The 19,362-nt window shown below is 62.9% G+C and carries 14 protein-coding genes, 1 tRNA gene and 2 pseudogenes; 6 read left to right on the top strand and 11 right to left on the bottom strand.

Annotated elements, in window-relative coordinates; genetic code table 11:
• Positions 1 to 20: 20 nt before the first annotated feature.
• Together pbpC and VKR55_RS23835 are read right to left on the bottom strand one after the other, a co-directional pair.
• The gene (pbpC, locus tag VKR55_RS23840; RefSeq protein ID WP_324407168.1) at positions 21 to 2,147 is read right to left on the bottom strand and encodes a penicillin-binding protein 1C; all 2,127 of its coding nucleotides are present in this window, start codon (positions 2,145 to 2,147) and stop codon (positions 21 to 23) included.
• Positions 2,144 to 7,348 (bottom strand): alpha-2-macroglobulin family protein, encoded by a 5,205-nt coding sequence (locus VKR55_RS23835; RefSeq protein WP_324407166.1) that lies wholly within the window; start codon positions 7,346 to 7,348, stop codon positions 2,144 to 2,146. The genes pbpC and VKR55_RS23835 overlap by 4 nt, the downstream gene beginning before the upstream one ends.
• A 344-nt stretch (positions 7,349 to 7,692) precedes the next feature.
• On the opposite strand from VKR55_RS23835, the gene VKR55_RS23830 reads away from it, so the two are divergent.
• Both VKR55_RS23830 and VKR55_RS23825 read left to right on the top strand, forming a co-directional pair.
• Positions 7,693 to 7,769: transfer RNA gene (locus VKR55_RS23830), tRNA-Arg, on the top strand.
• A gap of 329 nt (positions 7,770 to 8,098) precedes the next feature.
• Positions 8,099 to 8,458, top strand: a complete 360-nt coding sequence (locus VKR55_RS23825) for a PIN-like domain-containing protein (RefSeq protein ID WP_324407165.1) — start codon at positions 8,099 to 8,101, stop codon at positions 8,456 to 8,458.
• Between the two features lie 153 nt (positions 8,459 to 8,611).
• Here the strand turns inward: VKR55_RS23825 and VKR55_RS23820 are convergent, their stop codons facing one another.
• From VKR55_RS23820 to VKR55_RS23805, 4 genes and pseudogenes are all read right to left on the bottom strand, one after another.
• Positions 8,612 to 8,878 (bottom strand): response regulator, encoded by a 267-nt coding sequence (locus tag VKR55_RS23820; RefSeq protein ID WP_324407164.1) that lies wholly within the window; start codon positions 8,876 to 8,878, stop codon positions 8,612 to 8,614.
• A gap of 363 nt (positions 8,879 to 9,241) precedes the next feature.
• A pseudogene (locus VKR55_RS23815) lies at positions 9,242 to 9,945 on the bottom strand (SOS response-associated peptidase).
• 8 nt (positions 9,946 to 9,953) lie between these two features.
• Positions 9,954 to 10,109, bottom strand: coding sequence for a hypothetical protein (locus tag VKR55_RS23810; protein WP_324407162.1), 156 nt, complete (start codon positions 10,107 to 10,109; stop codon positions 9,954 to 9,956).
• A 34-nt stretch (positions 10,110 to 10,143) separates the two neighbouring features.
• On the bottom strand, positions 10,144 to 10,314 hold the full coding sequence (locus tag VKR55_RS23805; protein ID WP_324407293.1) for a hypothetical protein: 171 nt from the start codon (positions 10,312 to 10,314) through the stop codon (positions 10,144 to 10,146).
• 95 nt (positions 10,315 to 10,409) lie between these two features.
• Here VKR55_RS23805 and VKR55_RS23800 point away from each other — a divergent pair, with 95 nt between their 5' ends.
• A complete protein-coding gene (locus VKR55_RS23800) occupies positions 10,410 to 10,538 on the top strand; it encodes a hypothetical protein (protein WP_324407161.1) in 129 nt (42 codons plus the stop codon).
• A gap of 531 nt (positions 10,539 to 11,069) precedes the next feature.
• Here the strand turns inward: VKR55_RS23800 and VKR55_RS23795 are convergent.
• Complete coding sequence (locus VKR55_RS23795; RefSeq protein WP_324407160.1) at positions 11,070 to 11,846, bottom strand: outer membrane protein; 777 nt, start codon at positions 11,844 to 11,846, stop codon at positions 11,070 to 11,072.
• Between the two features lie 301 nt (positions 11,847 to 12,147).
• On the opposite strand from VKR55_RS23795, the gene VKR55_RS23790 reads away from it, so the two are divergent.
• Both VKR55_RS23790 and VKR55_RS23785 read left to right on the top strand, forming a co-directional pair.
• Positions 12,148 to 12,405 carry a GlsB/YeaQ/YmgE family stress response membrane protein gene (locus VKR55_RS23790; RefSeq protein WP_324407159.1) on the top strand — a complete coding sequence of 86 codons (258 nt, stop codon included), beginning with the start codon at positions 12,148 to 12,150 and terminating at the stop codon, positions 12,403 to 12,405.
• A gap of 1,284 nt (positions 12,406 to 13,689) precedes the next feature.
• Positions 13,690 to 13,788, top strand: a pseudogene (locus tag VKR55_RS23785) (GlsB/YeaQ/YmgE family stress response membrane protein); the annotation flags it as partial.
• 717 nt (positions 13,789 to 14,505) lie between these two features.
• Here VKR55_RS23785 and VKR55_RS23780 read toward each other — a convergent pair.
• Complete coding sequence (locus VKR55_RS23780; protein ID WP_324407158.1) at positions 14,506 to 15,000, bottom strand: hypothetical protein; 495 nt, start codon at positions 14,998 to 15,000, stop codon at positions 14,506 to 14,508.
• A 203-nt stretch (positions 15,001 to 15,203) separates the two neighbouring features.
• Positions 15,204 to 15,854 (bottom strand): glutathione S-transferase family protein, encoded by a 651-nt coding sequence (locus VKR55_RS23775; protein WP_324407156.1) that lies wholly within the window; start codon positions 15,852 to 15,854, stop codon positions 15,204 to 15,206.
• 183 nt (positions 15,855 to 16,037) lie between these two features.
• Between VKR55_RS23775 and VKR55_RS23770 the strand changes: the two genes are divergently transcribed.
• On the top strand, positions 16,038 to 16,760 hold the full coding sequence (locus VKR55_RS23770; protein WP_324407154.1) for a hypothetical protein: 723 nt from the start codon (positions 16,038 to 16,040) through the stop codon (positions 16,758 to 16,760).
• A 24-nt stretch (positions 16,761 to 16,784) separates the two neighbouring features.
• Here the strand turns inward: VKR55_RS23770 and VKR55_RS23765 are convergent, their stop codons facing one another.
• Positions 16,785 to 17,570 carry a DUF502 domain-containing protein gene (locus VKR55_RS23765; RefSeq protein WP_324407153.1) on the bottom strand — a complete coding sequence of 262 codons (786 nt, stop codon included), beginning with the start codon at positions 17,568 to 17,570 and terminating at the stop codon, positions 16,785 to 16,787.
• Positions 17,571 to 17,676: 106 nt separating this feature from the next.
• On the bottom strand, positions 17,677 to 19,362 hold a 1,686-nt coding region (glmS, locus tag VKR55_RS23760), incomplete at its 5' end, for a glutamine--fructose-6-phosphate transaminase (isomerizing) (protein WP_324407152.1).

The raw sequence follows: 19,362 nt of genomic DNA, 5'->3' as shown, positions 1-19,362 counted from the left end.
GACAACCGGTTAGGCTGCCCTCATTGGATTCTTACAACAACTGTGTCCGCAGCGCCCGTTGCGTCGATCACGGTGACCCGCGCAAAGCCGGGTCCGGGCGGATCGACCAGACGCTGCCGCCGTCCGTCGATCTGTCCGACCGCCCGCCCGTTGACCAGAACCGTCATCGGCAGCGCGCCACCCGCGACACGGACGGGCATCGGGGTGATATCAGCGGCGTTGGAACGGTCGACGTCGATCCGCGAGCCGTTCAGTGGGAACTGGATGTGCAGTGCCTGCTCACCGCCGGTCAGGAGCAATTCGCCCATGGGACGGAACCGTCGCAAGGGAAGCGGTAGCTTTGCGTTCGTTGCAATCAGCGCCCCCTTGGGTGCTTTCGGCAGCGGCGCCGGCAATCTGCCGGTGCGCGCAAAGGCGTCGAACAGGATCGGCGCCGCCGCGACGCGGCCGATCAGACCCGGCATTGGCGCACCGTCGGGACGGCCGACCCACACGCCGATGGTGAGGCGCCCGTCGAAGCCGACCGACCAGGCATCCCGATAGCCGTAGCTGGTGCCGGTCTTGAAGGCGATGCGGCCGCCGACACCGTTTTCCGGAGGCGGCGATCCCATGAGGACGTGGGCGACCTGCCAGGCCGCGACCGGATCCATCAGCCGCTGGGGTTCGCGGGTGTCAGGTCCATCGATGATTTCGCGGAGCGGCTTTGTCGTGCCGAGCCGCGGCAGCCCGGCATAGAGCAGCGCCAGATCCTGCAACGTCACGCCCACGCCGCCGAGCCCCATCGCGAGCCCCGGCGCCTCGTCCTTCGGCAGCACCAGGTTGCCGCCGGCCTGCGCCAGGCGCGCGGAGAGCCGGCTCGAACCGACACGGTCGAGCAGTTCGATGGCCGGCACGTTGAGAGAGAACTGCAGCGCGCGTTTCACCGGCACCGTACCCTGATAGGTCAAGTCGAAATTCTCCGGCGCATAGGAGCCGAAGCGGATGGGACGGTCCTCGATCAGGCTTTCCGGATTCACAAAGCCGTCCTCAAAGGCGAGGCCGTAGATGAACGGCTTCAGGGTCGAGCCCGGCGAGCGCACCGCGCGCGTCATGTCGACCTGCCCGGCCCGGCTCGCGTCGAAATAGCCGGCCGAGCCGACGCGGGCGAGCACGTCGCCGCTCGCATTGTCGATCGCGATGATCCCGACCGAGATGTTTTGACCGAGCGCAATGGCGCGATCGCGTGCCAACGACTCCAGCGCCTTCTGCAGGCTTTCGTCGAGTGTCAATCGAATGACCGGCGTATCCTTCATGATGGCGATGGCCTGGTCGGCCGAATGCGGCGCCAGGATCGGCATCGGCCGGCGCAGCTTCGGCACCGGCGCTTCCTTCGCTTCGACGGCATCCTCTTGGGTGATGCGCCTCTCCTCGACCATGCGGTCGAGCACGCGGTCGCGCGCGGCGAGTGCCGCATCCGGATAGCGGTCGAGCCGCCGCGTCTCGGGCGACTGTGGCAGCGCCACCAGAAGCGCGGCCTCCGCCAGCGACAGCCGCTTCGGCTCCTTGCCGAAATAGGCGATGGATGCCGCGCGGATTCCTTCGAGATTGCCGCCGTAGGGTGCCAGCGCGAGATAGAGGTTGAGGATCTGGTCCTTGCTGAGCTGCCGCTCAATCTCGATCGCGCGCACGATCTGCCGCAGCTTGGCATAGAAGGAGCGATGGTGGCGGGGTTCTTCCATCAGCCGGGCGAGCTGCATGGTGATGGTCGAGCCGCCCGAGACGATGTGGCCGCGGGTGACGAGCTGGAACGCCGCTCTGGCAAGTGCGAGCGGATCGACGCCGTCGTGCTCGCGAAAGCGCTGGTCTTCATAGCCGAGCAGCAGCTTGAGATAGATCGGATCGACGTCCTTCTTCGCATCGACCGGCAGCCGCCAGCGGCCATCCGCCATCGCATAGGCGCGCAGCAGCTTGCCATTGTGGTCGACCACCGTGGTGGAGACCTTTTCTGCTTCCGCAAGCGGCAACGGCCCAAGCGAAACCACCCAGGCCGCGAAGGCAGCGGCCAGGCACACCAGGGCTGCGATCGACGCGATCGCGGCTTTCCCCAGCCATCGCCGCCGCGGCGCGCCAGTCGCCGTCACCGAGCCTATCGCCATCTCGTCGCTCATTTCGCCGGGCGCACCTCGATCGCGCCGGTGCCGGTGCGGCCATAGCGCGAGGGATTATACATATCCTCAACATAGGCCTGCGGCAGCACATATTTGCCGGGCGTCACCGCGCGCACCACGTAGGCGACCGTGAACACCGATTTCGAGTTGGCGGCACGGTCGATCGCGGCCGTGAAGCGGTCGTCGCGGAACTCGGTGTTAACTGGTTCCTCCCCGTCCTGGATCCAATCCAGCGTGCCGGTGTCACCCGACGAGACCAGATGTGGGTTATCGATCTCGAGCCCTGCCGGGAGATAGTCCGACACCATGATATGGGCGTATTCCGGCGTCGGCTCGGTGATCGTCAAGACCACCGCGAAGCGGTCGTTCTGCCTGGCGGTCGAGATATCCGCCGGCTTGCCGTCGAGCGTGAAATAGTTTCGCTCGATCTTGAAGCCGTTGGAGGCCGCAGGCTCCGGCACGACAGGCGAGCCCGAGACCGAGACCACTGCCTGCACCGGCGCGTCGCCGGTGTTGGTGATCTTGAGCGGCTGACCCGCGACCTCGTCGGCCTTGTAGGTGCGGTAGAGCGCAGTCTTGATCGCACTGCCATTGAGATCAAGCGCCATGGTTTCCTTGGCGAGCGCACGCGCCGCCAGCACCATCCAGGCATTCTCCTGGGTGGAGGTGTAGGGCGAAAGCCCACGCGCGGCTTCCACCCGCAGCACGGCCTGTGTGATCGTCGCCCGCGGCGCGTTGCCTTCAGAGGCGAGCGACACCAGGGCAGCAGCATCGCGCAGCGAAGAGCCGTAGTCGACGCGGCCGAACACCAGCGACGGCTTCGGCGAGAGATCGTCGAGCGCCGAGGCATAGACCCGTTCCGCGCGGTTGCGGTCGCCGACCAGCGCCAGCGCCGCGGCGAGCTGCGCCTTGGCGATGGGCGTGGCGATGTCCTTCAGCTTGGTGTCGGCAAGATAGCGGAGATCGCCGACCGGAGCCGCACCATTTCGCGCGAGCACATAGAGGCCGTAGGCCAGATTGCGGCCGCCGTCCTTCTCCGGCTCGGCGGCGTTGACGACGGAGTTGCGGATGCGGTCGAGCGCGCTCTTGAACAGCACGTCCGGCACCGCAAAGCCCTTTTCGCGGGCGCGGGTCAGGAAATCGGTCACATAGGCGTCGAGCCAGGGGTCATCGCCGCCCGCCGACCACAGGCCGAACGATCCGTTAGAGCCCTGACGCGCCAAAAGCTTCTCGATCGCATCCTTGATGCGCTGGTCGAGATTCGCGTCCTGCGCCAGCTTGGCGCCCGCTGCAAGCTCATTGACATAGAGCAGCGGCATGGCGCGGCTCGTGATCTGCTCGGAGCAGCCATGCGGATAGCGATCGAGCGCCTGCAGGATCGTCGCCGCATCGAGCGCTGAGGAAAGCCCGACCGAGATCGACACCGTGCCGGTGCCCGGCACCAGATCACTGAACATATCCGATGTCAGCGTCAGGCTCTCGCCCTTCGCCAGGGTGCGGATCGAACGCCGCGCCAGCACCTGCGTTGCCGGCTTCACATCGAGCGCGTAATGCCGCGCCAGCGTCAGCCCGTTCGGCCCGTTGATCGAGACGTCGAGCTCCGCCTTGCCGGCGCCGCTGGCGTCGAGCCCAAGGGTCGTCGAGGCCCGCTGCTTGGCGTCGAGCTTCAGCGTGGTGGTCGGATTGCCGGCGACTTTCACCGTGCCCGACGCGTTGACGTCGATAACATAGTCGCCAGGTGCGCCCTCGACATTGTCGAGGTCCATGCTCATGGTGCCGTGGTCGCCGTTGAGCAGGAAGCGCGGCAAGGTCGCGGTCAGCACGACCGGATCGCGGACGGTCACGTCCGTGGTCGCGCGGCCGAGTTTAGTGGCGCTCCACGCCACCGCCATGACGCGCGCGGTGCCGGCGAAGTCCGGAATGTCGAAATCGACCTCGGCGGTGCCGTCGGCGGCAACCGTGACGATGCCCGAATAGAGCGCGAGCGGCTTCTGCGTCGGCGGCGAGCCCTGCAGCTCGGCGCCGGCATCGCCGCCGCTCCGGATCTGGCCGCGCGTGCCCTGCATGCCGTCGATGAGCTGGCCGTAGAGATCACGGATCTCCGCAGTGAGCTGACGCTGGCCGAAGAAATAATCATCCGGCGTCGGCGGCTTGTAGTTGGTCAGATTGAGGATGCCGACATCGACCGCCGCAATCACCACCTTGGCGTCTTCGCCGGGGTTCAGCCCGCCGATCTTGACGGGAATCTTCAGCGATGAGTTCGGCCGCACCAGCGCCAGCGGCGACAGGTTCACCTGCAGCGTCCGCGCGTCCTTGTCGATCCCGAACCATTTCAGGCCGATCGACCTGCCCGGCATGCGCTTCGCGGCCGCATCCAGCGGCCGGCGCACGGTCGCCATCACATAGGCGCCGGTGCCCCAGTCGTTGCCGATCGGGATTTTGACCTGCGAGGTGCCTTTCTTGACGTCGATACTCTGCGTCGTCAGCAGCCGGTCGCCAATCACGTTGACGGTAAGTTTGCCCGCGGCGCGCGCATTGACCGACACCACCATAGTGTCGCCGGATTTATATTGCGGCTTGTCGATCGAGGTTTCCAGCAAGTCCGGTGTGTCGGCGCTTCCGTCGGAATAGAATCCGACATCGAACTGCACCGAGGTGATCGGACCGTTCGGATCGGACGACTTGATGTCGAGACGGTAACGGCCTTCCGGCGGCGTGAAGGAGAGATGCGCCGGCGTGTCGGCGGTGATGGTGAGATCGCCGTCGGCGACCCGCTTGGTGGTCTTGACCGGCTCATAGTCCCAGGACGAGTCCTGCCGGTACCACTCGTAGCGGGATTCCAGCTTCAACAGCTCGTAGTGCAGCCCGTCCCGCGCCAACGTCTTGCCTTCCGGCGAGACGAACACGACGTCGAAATCGGCCTTGTCACCGGCCGCGATGTTCTTGTCGCCGAAGGACGGCTTGACGCCGATCTCGCTGGTCGCGGGCTGAACCGGCAGCGTGATGTTGCGCTCGACCGCGCGGCCGCCGGCCTCCGCCATGCGGATATAGATGCGCGCCTCCTGCGGCCGCGTCGAGGTCGGCGGCTTGGGCAGGCTGACCGGGAACGTCGCCTCGCCCTTGTCGTCGGACTGCGGCAGGCTGTCGATCGGGGTGCGCTCATTGGAGGCGGTTTCGGTGTCATCCACGCCGAACTGGTAGCCGGCAAAACCAGGACGCTCGTCGGCGGGCGCGACCAGGACATCGCCCTCGAGCTGGAGATTGGAAGCCGGCGCGCCATAGAGGAAATGGCCGTCGACCTTAAGCTCTACCGGAGTGTCAGCTTTGATGACCTTATCCTTTGAAGTGACATCGAATTCCAGCCGCTCCGGAATGTAGTCCTCGACCATGAAGGTGGTCTCGCCGACGGCTTCTCCCTTGGGATCGGTGAAGGCCCGCACCCGCCAGGTGCCGCTCGGGACGGCGGAATTGAGCGGCACGGCGAGCGAGCGGCCGCCCGCGCCCTGATCGGGCAGCACGGCGCGGCGGAACTCGACGCCATCGGGCCGTTCGACCACCAGCGTCAGCGGCGTGCCGGTCACGGCATTGCCTTGGCCGTCGCGCAGCAGCGCGGTGAGATAGACCGTCTCGTTGGAGCGGTAGACGCCGCGCTCGGCATAGACGAACGCATCCGCGCTGCCGTTCGGCGCCTCGCGGCCGGCCACTCCGCGGTCGGTGAAGTCGAAGGCGTTCGATTTCAGGCTGAGGAAGGCGTAGTCGGTCTTCTCGTTCGACACCGTGACCATCGCCGGCGAGAGACCGCCCTCGCCGCGCGCGAGTCCCGGCTCGAACAGGACATGACCGGATTCGTCGGTCTGCTTGGTCGCGAGGATCTCGTTGTTGCGCGCGACCAGCCGCACCTCGGCGTGCGCCACGGCTTGCGTGGTCGCCAGCGAATTGACGAAGACATGAACGCCGTCATTGCCGGAGAAGGCGGCAACGCCAAGGTCGGAGATGATGAACCATTGGGTCGCGAGCTGATAATCGTCGTCGGCGCCCGGATTCTTGGGCGCTGCCGTCATTACATAGACGCCGGGCTGCAACGCGCCGATCGCCTGGTCGACCGGAAATGCGGTCGTGACTTCCTTGTTCAGCGTGGTCGCGGTAGCCAATTCGCCGCTCCAGACCTTCATGCCGCGCTCGTTGCCGAGATTGGAAAGCTCATAGCGGCTGAGCGGCTGCTGGAAATCGTTGTCGATCACCGTGTTGATGAGGTTGCGGTCGCCGATCCGGAACACCTTGATCTTGAGCGCCGACGTGTTGACGCTGACCACGGGAATGCCCTGCTGACCGGTGCGCGGCAGCACGTAGGCGCGGCCGGTGAAATGCACGAACGGCTTTCGGTCGCGGACATAGATGTTGAACTCGGCCGATTTCGGCAACCCCTCCTTTACCGTCGAGGGCAGGCCGGCGCGCAGATTGATGTTGTAGTGCTCGCCATGCTTGAGCCCGTCGACGCAGAGCTGCTTGTCTTCCGAGGTCAAGGCCGGCTTGTCGGTCCCGGCGAGTGCGACGTAGGGCGTGAAATCAGTACGCTTGGCTAGCTCCTCGGAGAACTGGAAGCAGACCCGGGGCGAGGCCGAATCGGAATCGACGTTGTAATCGACGAGCTTGAAGCCGTGATCGTCACGCAGCTTCTCGTATTGGGCACGGACGTCGGCGACCTCCTTCTCGTCGAGCGAGAGGCGGAGCGAATCCAGTGCCGGACGCCACATCTGCCGCTCGGCAAAGGCTTTGCCCAGCACGGCGAGCGCATCCGCCTCGTCGCTCGCGCTGGCGGCGCGCTGATAGGCGATATAGGCCGCAGTCGACGCCCGCTCGAGGAAGAAAGTCTGCTCGCTGGTCGTCTGCGGCTTGATCTGGAAGATGGTGCGGGCGAGGCGCAGCCAGTTGGCGGCATCGTCCGGGGCGGTTGCGGCGATCTGGCCGAGAATCTGTAAGCCGGTGCGGAAATCGTTGCGCCTGAAGGCGGCGTCGGCATCGCTGCGCAAGGTCGCCGGCGATTTGGCAACCGGTCCGGCCTCTTTCGTGATCTGGGCTTCCAGCTTGATCGCGGCGTCGGCGAGATCGTCGCGCCTGAAGGCCTTATCGGCGGCGAGCGCCGAGGTGAGGCCAAACGCCAGCGTGGCGCAAACCAAAGCGGCGCGAACCAAACCGATCATGGGGGAGCTCCTTCGCGGAAGATATCCGCGTGTGGCGTAAAAATGCGCGAAATGGTGACGGACTGATGGCGGGAAAGCCGACAGGGAACCGGCGTAGCAAAAAGTCGCATGCGGCATGGCCGACGACGAAGTCCCGATCTGCCGCGTTCACCAGGATGAATAGCGCCCGCGGTCAGGCATTGGCGGCAGACGTGAGGACGGTCCACCACGTCCTCTTAGTCGCCGCCGCTGGGAAACCGGTTCGAGCGGTTTTCGGGCAAAAGCGCTTTTTTCATCTTGGCAATGTTAGGCCGGTCACGCGATAAGGTCGGCCGGGCAGGATATGACCCTGCCGAGGCGAAGACGGTCCCGTAGCTCAACTGGATAGAGTAGCGGATTTCTACTCCGCGGGTTGCAGGTTCGAGTCCTGCCGGGATCGCCACTAAAAACCCTCGCCAAATAAGGGTTTCTTGCACGTTACTGCTTCGTTCTGTAGCCGTTTCCGTGTTGCGCGGTGCTTCCGCCCCATACCAGCAATTTCAAGGGATTACGAACGGCTCCCGCGCGTTCCATGCAACACGGGCGCAACGCGGTCATTCGCCGTTCGCGCGCGTTCTGGGGCTAATTCTGTTGGTCGCCCACGCCTGTCTCGGCGTGCTGATTTTGATCGAATACAAGGTCGCCAGCATCTATCAACGAATGAGGGAACAAGAGAGGCCGCCGGCACCCTGAGACGCCGGCGGCAGTGTCGTCAGGCAGCGTGGGCGGCGAATGTCGCGGCTAGGTTGTGAAGATAGAAAGACCAATCCTTGCCGATCTTCTGATGCTCATCATCGACTAAGTCGTCTGAGGCGTCGGCCACGCGCACTTCCATCAGGTCCGCGCTGGACTATCGTTACCGGAGATACTCGTATTCTAAAGAACAAACCGGAACGCACTGCATTCCGTCAGGCTGGCCTAAGCGGCTTTGTGCTGGCACTGGCCTACCAGAAGACGCCGGTCCATCAGGTGGCATCATTCCTGCTTTGGCGGTGGCCTGAGATGGAGAAGTTAATATCGCTGGTCACTGGTCCCGCGCTTTACGAGCTGCCGATGAGTCGGTCGAGCAAGATGAAAGCTTTGCCGCTTTAGCGAGGAGCTGCGCTGTTAAGTCGCTTAATAGAAAAACGCCGCACGGGGTCACGCGGTGCTCGTCCGCCTCTCACCTCAGCGATGGGTTCCATCTCGGCAACTAAGTACTCAGCCAGCCTATTGAACAGCTCACGCTACCAAACTGCACAAACCCTATCGCGGGTCGATAGGCGCGAGTTTTTTCGACGCGTCTTCGCAAAATGGCACCAGCTCATCGACGATCTTTGCAAGCTCGAAGGGCTTTTCCCATCGCGCAATATGGCGATAGCGATCTGGAATTACCCCGGCGCTGTACCCGGTCGCAAAGACAAAGGGAATGCCCTGGCGCTCCAACTCATCTGCAAGAGGATACGCCAACTCGTTATGTAGATTGATGTCGATGATCGCAACGTCGAAGCCGTCATGATCGATCAAGCTCATCGCCTCGGTTCGCTGCGGCGGTCCGACATAGGCGCAGTCTCCGTTGGCTTGGCTCCCCTTATGAAAACTCCGATGCCAATCGCAGCGTTCCGGGTCAGTGGAACAAGGGGCTTCCTAACGAAAAATCGATCAAAGGTATCCTTGGGTGGGATATGCGTGAAACTGATGCGAGTTATCTCAGTTAATGGCCAAAGCTCTCTACTCGCATTAGCAAGGCCCGATGCGTCGCTCGGAAAGTCAGTCCTACCGCACGCTCGAATTGCTGTGCAGACAGCAAGCCTCAATTTGCGCCACGCCCGCCACGCGACAAGAATTGGAGCGCATGGCCGCCGAATATGCTGCGCAGGCAGATTGGTTAAACCGTCAATCGCCGGATGAGCGGACGAATGTTACCAATTGAGGCTCACGCGCGACCGTATCCTCCTTGTCCTCGCCGCGCATCACGATCCTGAGCGCGTCGTCCGGCAATGGCCGTTGCAGCGCCCTCGCCTCATCCCACGGCGCGCGCATCCAGACATCGCGCTCCTCGTCCGTCGTCAGGAGCACCGGCATGGCCTTCGGATGGATCGGCTTCACAACAGCGTTCGCTTCGGTCGTAAGGAAGCCATAGACCTAATGTGGTCCGGTGATCGGCTTCGACTTGGTGCCACGATCGCCGTTGAAGGTGGTCCAGATCCCCCGCAAAGGCAAATAGCGGCCTCTCCTCCTTCAGCGCGAACCACACCACGTCTTTCCTCTTCGTCTCAGGGTTGGTCTCCGGCGCGTACTCCGCGAAGCTGTCGGCCGGGACCAGGCTGCGGTTCTCAGGCTTGAGCCACATGCGCCAATGCGGCGACGACGTGTTGCGGATGTTGGTGACGGGCGCACCGCCCATGCGCGGCGGTGGCGGCATGCCCCATCGCATCATCGCGATCTCTGTGCCCCGCATCCGAATTGCGGATCACCGGAGCCGGATAGTCCGGGAACACGCCTGGCACCGGCGGCAGGTTGCCGACATAGCGGTTGACGACACGAAACAGCGCGGCAATCGCGGCTTGGTTCGTTGTGATGCTGTAGAGATTGCACATCGGCGTCGCTACGATCGGAACAGCGCGAAGTAGATCACGTACAGCCAGCCCAGAATGCCGTGGATGATCGCCCAGAGGATAGACTTGTTGGTGGTGTAGCTGATGGCGATAGCGAGCGCGCTGCCAAAGCCTATACCGTATTTCGTGCCCTCTGATCGCACCACGTAGTAGCGGCTTCCGTTCATCGTCGCTCCCTCATCATAATTTCACCTCTCGCCCGGCCACCACGTCGATGGCGGGCCGCTCGCCGAAATCTTGGAACGTCGAACCGCGACCCAGATGGCTGCGCTTGTATGGATAGCCGCGCACCTCCGAGCAGTCCTTGCTGCGCATGTAGCGCTCCAGCTCGTGGTCGGCGTCGAAGGTCACGTTGCGACGAAGGTCGTAGCATGCTTTCGTGTTGTTAATTGGCACGGCGCCCGGACTGGACACAAGATCAGGCCCGCCGAAATTTCCGGGCGCAGATGAAGTTCCTGACCCTTATCGCCGTGATTGCCGCGCTGGTCGCTGGAGCCGCGTTGTTTGCGGCCAACGAGTCGGCGGCCGTGTCGATGGCAAATGCCGCGGGCACCAGCGCCCAGCGCCTGAGGTAACCAGGTGGGGCGCATCGAGCGCATCCGCATGCCATGCCCCAACATTGCTGAAAAAATTAGCGGAGTGGGTGCGCGTGCTACCGGCGCCTGCCGAGGAACTCCTTTGCCAACTGCTCAGTTGATTTCAGCCCCTTACCGCGCGGAAGGAGGGCTACCATGCGCGTTCACACATATCGGGACGAAAGCCACTCCAGACACTTCGATCTTGTTGGCGGAGGCGTCCATCCATGGACAATTGATTTGGTCACCGTAACGGCCGCAGCCATGCTTGTGGTGGGCTTCGCCGGTGCCGTTGTGGCGCTGTTGTTCCACTAGAGCATGATCCGGAAAAGCCCTGCCCCGCACTTGATGCGGGTGGACACCGGTTTTCCCTCGCGACAAACGCTACGCGTTTGCGCGGAGATCATGCTCAATCAAGAATCGAGAGCGCGATGGTGATTCATCCCAATTCCATCGCGCTCCGGGCGGTGCATGGCGTCCGCGAAGGTTGCGGAGGCCGCCGGTTTGACTGTCAGCTCATGAAAGCGCGCTTCAGTACCTCGCGACGACCGGACCGCCGAACTTATAGTTCACGCCGATCCGCGCGATGCTCATGGTGGAGGAGCTCGTCACCTGCCGGTTGGCCAGCGGGAAGACCGACGTCGCCGTGCCGAGATCGAGATAGAGATATTCGACCCGTGCGGTCCAGTTTGGCGTGATGCCCCACTCGACACCGGCGCCGGCGGCCCAGCCGGTCCGGGTGGTGGAGGCGGTTTCGACGGTCCCCGCTGCTGCCGGGATCGGCGGCACGGCCGTCACCGCCGCGATCTGTGTGCGCGTGACCGATCCCTGGCTCCAGGCGAAACCGCCGGTGCCGTAGAACAGCCAGTTGTCCTGGGTGAAGCCAACGCGGCCGCGCACGGTGCCGAAATCGTCGAGCTTCGATGCGAAACTGTTGGAGCCGTCCGGCGACGTCACCGTCGACCTGGCCGAGGAAGCATCCACGTCGGCCTCGACGCCGAGCAGGACATGCGGCGCGACCATGACGTTGTAGCCGACCTGCCCGCCGCCGATCACGGCGGAATCGTCGCGACTGCCGCTGCTCACGAATGTCCCATCGAGCGCGGTGCTGGTCGATCTGCCATGGCCCCAGGAACCGCCGACATTGACGCCGATGTAGAAACCCGACCAGTCGTAGTACGGCACTGGTGGCACGACCGCCGGGCTTTTGGCGTATTCGCGCGCCGGGAGATCGGCGGCGAAGCCAGGCGCCGCGAAGGCAAGCGCGGCCAGATTTGAAATGAATGCAGCAGCAATGAGTTTGCGCACGGAATTACCCCCGAACCAATGAGTCGCCCATGTCCGAAGGTAAGCGGATCCCGGACCGAAATTCTTGGACCAGCGGGCGCTGGGATTTGGCGGACAGGCGTTGCTGCGGGCCAAGCGTGGGCTGCGCAAAGATGGAGGTGCCGCCGGTCGCATCTTCGTTGTCCAGCAAATCCACAGAAAGTTGCGGGCCTCCGCTCCTTCAAGATGCAAATTTGCATCGAACAACTCGTTGAACCCGCAAAAAGCGACTAAGCTCACTTAAGGCCGCAGATTCCTCGCGGGCAACACGGAGCAGCGAAAAATGCAGGAAGCAGAGATCGGATGGATTGCAGCGATCATCATCGGCGGCCTGGCTGGCTGGTTGGCCGAGATGTTCATGAAGAGCGGGACTGGAATCCTGATGAACATCGTCCTCGGAATTGTCGGCGCAGCGTTGGCGAACTGGCTCCTGGGACTTCTGGGAATCGCCCTTGGAGGCTGGATCGGATATCTCGTCGCGGGCTTCATCGGCGCTTGCATCATCATCGCGCTTTGGCGCGCGATCAGAGGTCGCCTCTGAGAGCGTTGGCCATGTTGCGCAGCTCCCGATGAGCCGCCAACCCTAGCGGCTTCGCACCCGGCCCGATCGGCGGAATCATAGGTGTGCCCAGCCTAACCCGCCACCCTGACGCCGCCGTGTCCATGTTCTATTCGGGTAGAGGCTACGGAATAGTTCGCGACGTCAAACTCGCATGAGAACCGCTTGCACGCGGCTTAGGAGCGTGAGCAGTCAACAACCAAGCCAACGCTACAATCGACGCTATCGCGGCGAGTAGCGCAAGGGAATGGCGCACGAGCTTGGAGCCCGCTATCACCATCACCAGGATCAAGATAAGGGCCGCCCAGGACATACTTGGCTGGTATAGCTGCGCGGCCGGATTCGCGAAATCCCTGCGACGGGCCTCGCTAAAGGTCGAATGGCGGTTCCACCCAGCGCTCCGTAAATTCTCAGCATGCGCGTTTTTTCGCTGATCACGGTTATCATCCTCTGCGCATTGATGGGGTGGCTCGTCTACATGCATCCGACATCGATGGTTGCAGACAGTGCCGTCGCTACGGTTCCCGTCTTCGTGCACCAGGTGCAGCACGCATCCTGATATAGCGCAGCCAAACAGATTGACCACAAATCCGGGGGCGTCATCTCCCGTCTTCAATCCAAGCGACAGCTGACACCGCCGCGCATGCCGCCGGGATTTGTGCCTGACGATGATACCGGCATGCGCCACTGAGGCCGGATTTTGGAACTGACGGCACCGGCTGGGCGTCGATTCGTTGCTCCCCGGATCCCCAATTGCCCCTCCGGGGAGACAACCTCACGAGCCAACGAGGTTGGCGGCCCCGCTCATCCCACCATCATGGGCGGGGCCGTTGCCTTGCGGCGGATTCGCGATTCTCCTGGACACTCGGCACCTGATTTGCAGCGGCCTCGGATCATTGAGCCAATTGTGCCAAGCCGAGGCGCGATATGCGTACAGAATCCCATTTTGAGACTTTAACCAAACGCAAGTTGCTAATTCGGGAAAGGACGCAGAAACTCATTTCCGACTTGCGTCGTATGGTCCAGTTGATTGAGGCGGACATCGAATCCGAAGAGAAGCAAGCGGGTGCCTTCGACCCTAGAAATTCGAATTATCCCATAACAGCGCGTCGACTTAGGGCTCGGCGCGACAATCTGTCGGCCACGATTTCCCGATTGGAGAGAGACGCGGGTGGATGGTTAGCTCGGAGGAGCCAAGGGTAATACTCAGGGCGCCAAGTCGTCGATCTCGACGAGCGTGTTATCCTGCGGGGTCGGGATGCGCATGGAATAGCCCTTGGGCGCTGGATCGGTTATCTCGTCGCGGGCTTCATCGGCGCTTGCATCATTATCGTGCTCTGGCGCGCGATCAGAGGTCGCCTCTGACTGGGAGACCGCCCAAAGCGTCGGCGACCATGTCAACGAAATGAGGGGTGCCGTTGGCCACCCAGGCCGCCGCGCTGCGCGCTCGGTTCGTCATCGGCGCCATCTTCGTCCGGCTGGCGGGTTTAGTGAACGGTGCAACTTGTTGGGGTGATCTGAAGCTTGCTGCAGTAGGCAAGCTGTCCGAGGATCACGCTATTATGCTCTCGCGCACCCCTGCGAAGTTGGCTCACAGCACTCGCCTGGCACGAACTTGAATTAACTCGAAAGTTCATAATGATATCGTTGTTTGGAAGTGACCAGGCAGCCCGGAGTTGATGTCGGTTCACGACACTCAGTCGCGATGTTCCAAATAGTGCCGGACTTGATTTGCCCAGCTTCGCGTCGAAATGGACGCTGCTGGTAGCCAGCGACAAATCAAATGATGCGCTACCATCGGAATTGAGCACACCAGAACCGCTGCCTCGCGTCGCGAAATTAGTCACGTTTACCGGCCGGCTACAGGTAACGACAGTGTCGAAATTGAATTGAAAATGGACCGATGATTTTTGTGCTGATGCCGGAGCTGAAACAAGTGCCATGACCGCGGCAAGCAGCAGCGACGAGCTTCGCATCGAATCGCCCCCCCCCAATATCCAAGATATTATTGGCCCCGCGAACGAAAGGTCAATCGTCCCGATCAATGACCACGTTGCGTTCTGGCGCGAATCCGCTGCCTCCCTATTTCTTATTCTCCTCGCAGAACTTCAGCGCGCCCAGCACCTCGCCGAGGCGCGGGGTCTGGATTTCGATGCTGTCGTCGTCATCGTCCTCGAAATCGAGCGTGATGCGCTTGGCTTTGGAGAGCTTGTCCAGGATTCCTTGATCGAACTCGAAGATGCCGCGCACGGTGGTCTTGTCCATGACCTCCCACTTGGCCTTCTTCATGATGTCGGCGTCGTCGGTGCCGAAATCGGCCTTGAGGATGTCGCCTGTGTTGTCCCATTCCCAGCCGTCGTAGATCACGACCATCACGATCGCCTTGTCGGAATGCGACAGCACGATGACGTATTCGCGGTTCTCGTCGCCCGCGTCCTTGTAGCCGCGGGAGGCGTTGCAATGCTGGTCCTTCGTGCGCTTCTCGACGGTCCAGTCCCCGACCTTGGTTTGTTGCGCCAGCGTCGGCGCGGCCGAAAATGCGGCAAGCAGCAGCGATGCGAACAGGATTCGCTTCATGATGGTAAGCCCTCCAGCCAGTTCCCGCCCCAAGCTGACCACCTCTCGCCTCCGCCCGCAAGGGCAAGCCGGGTCCCCTTCACAACTCCGCCAGCGCCGCGTCGCGCGCGCATCGCGACACAACTGGCCGTGGGAGGCATCGCCACGCACGTTCGCAATCGTCACACGCGACGCCTGTTTATGAGTCCAGGGCGGCCCGTTTATCAGCTGGCTGACATGGTTTTGAAAACCGCCAATTGAGCGTCGAACGCACGCTTGTAGGCGGGCCGCGCTTCGCCGCGGGCAACAAAGGCGGAGAGGTTAGGATATTCGTCCAGTATGCCCGATCCGTTCAACCTGCGCAGCACCGTCACCATCAGCAGGTCACCGGCGCTGAACTCGCCGTCGAGCCAGTCGGCATCGCCAAGATGACCGGAAAGTTCGCCCAGCCGATTACGGATGCGTCCCTCAACGAGAAGCAGGCGCTGCTCATACCAGGTCTCGCGGCCCTCCAGGAGCCTGGCGATTTCGCGATCAACGATCGGCGGCTCCATCGTGGTGAGCGCGGCAAACATCCATGTGATCGCGCGTGCCCGGGCATTCGCATCGCCTGGCAACAGACCTGCATGGCGCTCCGCGATATGGAACACGATGGCCCCCGACTCAAACAAGGCGAAATCGCCTTCTTCATAGGTCGGGATCTGCCCGAAGGGATGAAGCGCACGATGCGCAGGTTCCCTCATCTCACTGAACGAAAGCAGACGAACGTTATAAGGCTGGCCCACTTCTTCAAGTGCCCAGCGAACGCGCATGTCACGCGCCAGTCCCCTGCCCCGATCGGGCGACCGTTCAAAGGCGGTGATGGTGGGTTTCACAGGAAGGCTCCGGATCGCACTGTGGTGGGAGGGCACGACACTATCAGATCACGTGACCTCTAACTTTTTTCGCCCGCTTTTGTCCCCTTCCGGACGGCCGGACCAGCGCCGAGCGCCGGCAGCGCGTTTGCAACTCCGGCACGGCAGTGGTAACCGAGATGCCCAGCGCTTTGGCAGGTCGGGATGCGCGAATTCGTCCGAAATAGTATCGCGTTGCGCCGTCTCTATTACCGGTATCGGCTGCTGCGTCCCGGCTCGGAGGCCGATGAACGCGAGATCCTGTCGAAGCTGACGGAGGCTGCGCCGAAGACCTTTGTCGAGTTTGGATTTCATCCGATCGAATTCAACTGCATCGAGTTCGCCAGGAATCCGGAATGGTCGGGCCTCCTGATCGACGGCAGCAAGAGGCAGGTCGACGATGCCCGCGCGCTTTGGCCGTCGCGCGTCGAGTTTGTCGAGAGATTCCTGACGCTGGACAATCTCGATTTCATTCGAGAGCGCTTCCCGAAGCTTGGCGTCCTGTCGATCGACGTCGACGGCAATGACTACTGGTTTCTCAAAGCCCTCATCGACACGTCGCCGGCAGTCATCAGCGTCGAATACAATTCGACGCTCGGCTTTGAACCGATCACGGTGCCCTATGACGCGGGCTTTGACCGGCACCAGAAGCACCCGCGCGGATGGTACCACGGCGCCTCCCTGACCGCGCTTACGAAACTGTGTGCACAACACGGTTACGGACTGGCCGCAGGTTCGGACGGAAGCTGCAATGCCTTCTTCACCCGGACTGGGACGCTTCGCCCCGAGGATGTCTGGAAACCCAAAACGCTTCGTGCGCAGCTGTCCGGCATCCCGCACCAACGTCAGTGGGACGAGATCAAGGATTTGCCCTTCGTGACGGTCTGACGTGTGCCCCGAAGACTTGATCCACTATTCCACCTTCGCCGGCTCCCGCTCGAGCGAGGCATTGGCAATCTGCGCCGCGTGGGCGACGCCGGCGAGCGCCGCCGCTGCCTTCTTCGGATCGCCATTGGAGCCGGGCTGCACCACGCCGCAGGACATGATCAAGGTCGCGGCGTCCTCGGTGCTCATCTCGACCTCGATGACCTTGCTCTTCGGCACATAAAAGAAAAAGCCGGTGGTCGGGTTCGGCGCGCAGGGCAAGAACACCGAGATGTGGTCCTCCTGGCCCGGCAGGCTGCGTGCCACGTCGATGCTCGGCTCCTGCGAGATCAGCACGATCGACCACATCCCCGGCGAGGGAAACTCGACGAGCCCGACACGGCGGAAGCTCGAGCCCTTGCCCGAGAACAGCGTCTCGAACACCTGCTTCAGGCCGCGATAGATCGCGCGTACTGCGGGAATCCGTCCGAGCAGGCGGTCGCCAAGATCGACCAGGCTGCGGCCGATCAGGTTGGCAGTGAGGAAGCCCAGAAGCGTCAGCGCGACCACGGCGACGATCAGGCCCGACCCCGGCAGGCCGAACGGCAGATAGGTCTCCGGCCGGTAGGCGATGGGAACGAACGGGCGCACCAAGCCGTCGACCCAGGTCACAAACCACCAGGTCAGATAAAGCGTAATCGCAACGGGGCCAGCCACGACCAGGCCGGTCAGGAAATAATTCCGAAACCGCGCCATGATCCCGTGCGAGGTCGTGTCCGGCGCCGGTTCGGGCGGCGAAACGTCAGTCGGCGGCAGTTTTTCGCGGGAGCTCATCAAGGTTCCAGGCCGGGTACAAAATATCAGCTAGGTGTTCTAGCAGATTTTTGAAGGGCGCGGGCACGCGACGCAGGCCCCGCGCCTCGCCTATTCGGCAGAAACCCTACTCAACCGTCACCGATTTTGCGAGATTGCGCGGCTGGTCGACGTCGGTGCCCATCACCACCGCGGTGTGATAGGCCAAAAGTTGCACGGGAACGGCATAGACCATGGGGGTGAAGGTTGCCGCCATGTCCGGCAGCACGATCGTCACCAGCGAGTTCACGGTCGCTTCCGCCGCGCCCCTGGCATCCGTCATCAGGATGATGTTGCCGCCGCGGGCGGCGACCTCCTGCATGTTCGAGACGGTCTTTTCGAAAACCCGGTCGTGCGGCGCGATCACGACGACGGGCGTCGTCTCGTCGATCAGCGCAATCGGTCCGTGCTTGAGCTCGCCGGCGGCATAGCCCTCGGCGTGGATATAGGAGATTTCCTTCAGCTTCAGCGCGCCCTCGAGCGCAAGCGGGTACGAGGTGCCGCGGCCGAGATAGAGCACGTCGCGGCTCTTGGCGATGTCGCGCGCGAGCTTCTCGATCTGCGGCTCGGCCGCAAGTGCAGCGGCCATCAGCCGCGGGACCTCGATGAGACCGCGCACAAGCTTCGCCTCCTCCGCATCCGCAAGTTCGCCGCGCGCCTTGCCGGCCGCGATCGCGAGCGCCGCCAGCGCCATGAGCTGGCAGGTGAACGCCTTGGTCGAGGCGACGCCGATCTCCGGCCCCGCGAGCGTCGGCATCACGGTCTCGCTCTCGCGCGCAATCGTGGAAGACGGCACGTTGACGACGGAGAGTGTGTGCGCGCCTTCCGCCTTGGCGTAACGAAGTGCCGCAAGCGTGTCCGCGGTCTCGCCGGACTGCGAGATGAAGACCGCAAGATCGCCCTTGTGCAGCGGCGCCTCGCGATAGCGGAACTCGGAGGCGATATCGATCTCGACGGGAATCCGCGACAGCCGCTCGAACCAGTATTTGGCGACATAGCCGGCGTAGTTCGCCGTGCCGCAGGCCGTGATCGAGATGTGACGAATGTCCTTGAAGTCGAACGGCAGCGCGATCGGCAGCTTGACGCGCTCGGTCGCCATGTCGACGTAGCGCGCCAGCGTATGGCCGACCACCTCCGGCTGCTCGTGGATCTCCTTGGCCATGAAGTGGCGGAAATTCGCCTTGTCGACCAGGGAGGCGGACGCGCTCTGCTTGTGGGCGTCGCGCTGCACGACCGCGCCGTTCCGGTCATAGATGGTCGCGCCCTTGCGCGTCATCACGACCCAATCGCCATCCTCGAGATAGGCCACCGTGTCGGTGAAGGGCCCGAGCGCAATGGCGTCGGAGCCGAGATACATCTCACCGTCGCCGAAGCCGATGGCGAGCGGCGGGCCGTTGCGGGCGCCGATCATGAGATCATTGTCGCCGGAAAAAATGAAGCCGAGCGCAAACGCGCCGCGAAGCTGCGACAGCGCGGTCTTCACCGCCTCGACGGGCTTGATGCCCCGCTGCAGCATGTCGTCGACCAGATGCAGCACGATCTCGGTGTCGGTCTCGGTCTTGAAGACCGTGCCCTTGTTCTCGAGCGCCTCGCGCAGCTCGCGGAAATTCTCGATGATGCCGTTATGAACGATGGCGACGCGGGCGGTGGCGTGCGGATGGGCATTGGATTCGGTGGGCGCGCCATGGGTGGCCCAGCGCGTGTGGCCGATGCCGACGGTCCCGCCTAGGGGCTCCGCCGCCAGCAGGGCGTCCAGGTTTCCCAGCTTGCCTTC

The sequence above is a fragment of the Bradyrhizobium sp. genome, from assembly GCF_035309285.1.
Taxonomy (GTDB): domain Bacteria; phylum Pseudomonadota; class Alphaproteobacteria; order Rhizobiales; family Xanthobacteraceae; genus Bradyrhizobium.
Note: the sequence above shows the minus strand (reverse complement) of the source record. Positions and strands in the feature narration are given on the sequence as shown.

Excerpts from the sequence above, each read along its gene's own strand:
- VKR55_RS23800 (WP_324407161.1), top strand. The coding sequence starts at position 10,410 with ATGAAGTTCCTGACCCTTATCGCCGTGATTGCCGCGCTGGTCGCTGGA.
- VKR55_RS23835 (WP_324407166.1), bottom strand. The coding sequence starts at position 7,348 with ATGATCGGTTTGGTTCGCGCCGCTTTGGTTTGCGCCACGCTGGCGTTT.
- VKR55_RS23820 (WP_324407164.1), bottom strand. The coding sequence starts at position 8,878 with ATGAGCTTGATCGATCATGACGGCTTCGACGTTGCGATCATCGACATC.
- VKR55_RS23770 (WP_324407154.1), top strand. The coding sequence starts at position 16,038 with ATGCGCGAATTCGTCCGAAATAGTATCGCGTTGCGCCGTCTCTATTAC.
- pbpC (WP_324407168.1), bottom strand. The coding sequence starts at position 2,147 with ATGAGCGACGAGATGGCGATAGGCTCGGTGACGGCGACTGGCGCGCCG.
- VKR55_RS23790 (WP_324407159.1), top strand. The coding sequence starts at position 12,148 with ATGCAGGAAGCAGAGATCGGATGGATTGCAGCGATCATCATCGGCGGC.
- VKR55_RS23765 (WP_324407153.1), bottom strand. The coding sequence starts at position 17,570 with ATGAGCTCCCGCGAAAAACTGCCGCCGACTGACGTTTCGCCGCCCGAA.
- VKR55_RS23825 (WP_324407165.1), top strand. The coding sequence starts at position 8,099 with ATGTCGCGGCTAGGTTGTGAAGATAGAAAGACCAATCCTTGCCGATCT.
- VKR55_RS23780 (WP_324407158.1), bottom strand. The coding sequence starts at position 15,000 with ATGAAGCGAATCCTGTTCGCATCGCTGCTGCTTGCCGCATTTTCGGCC.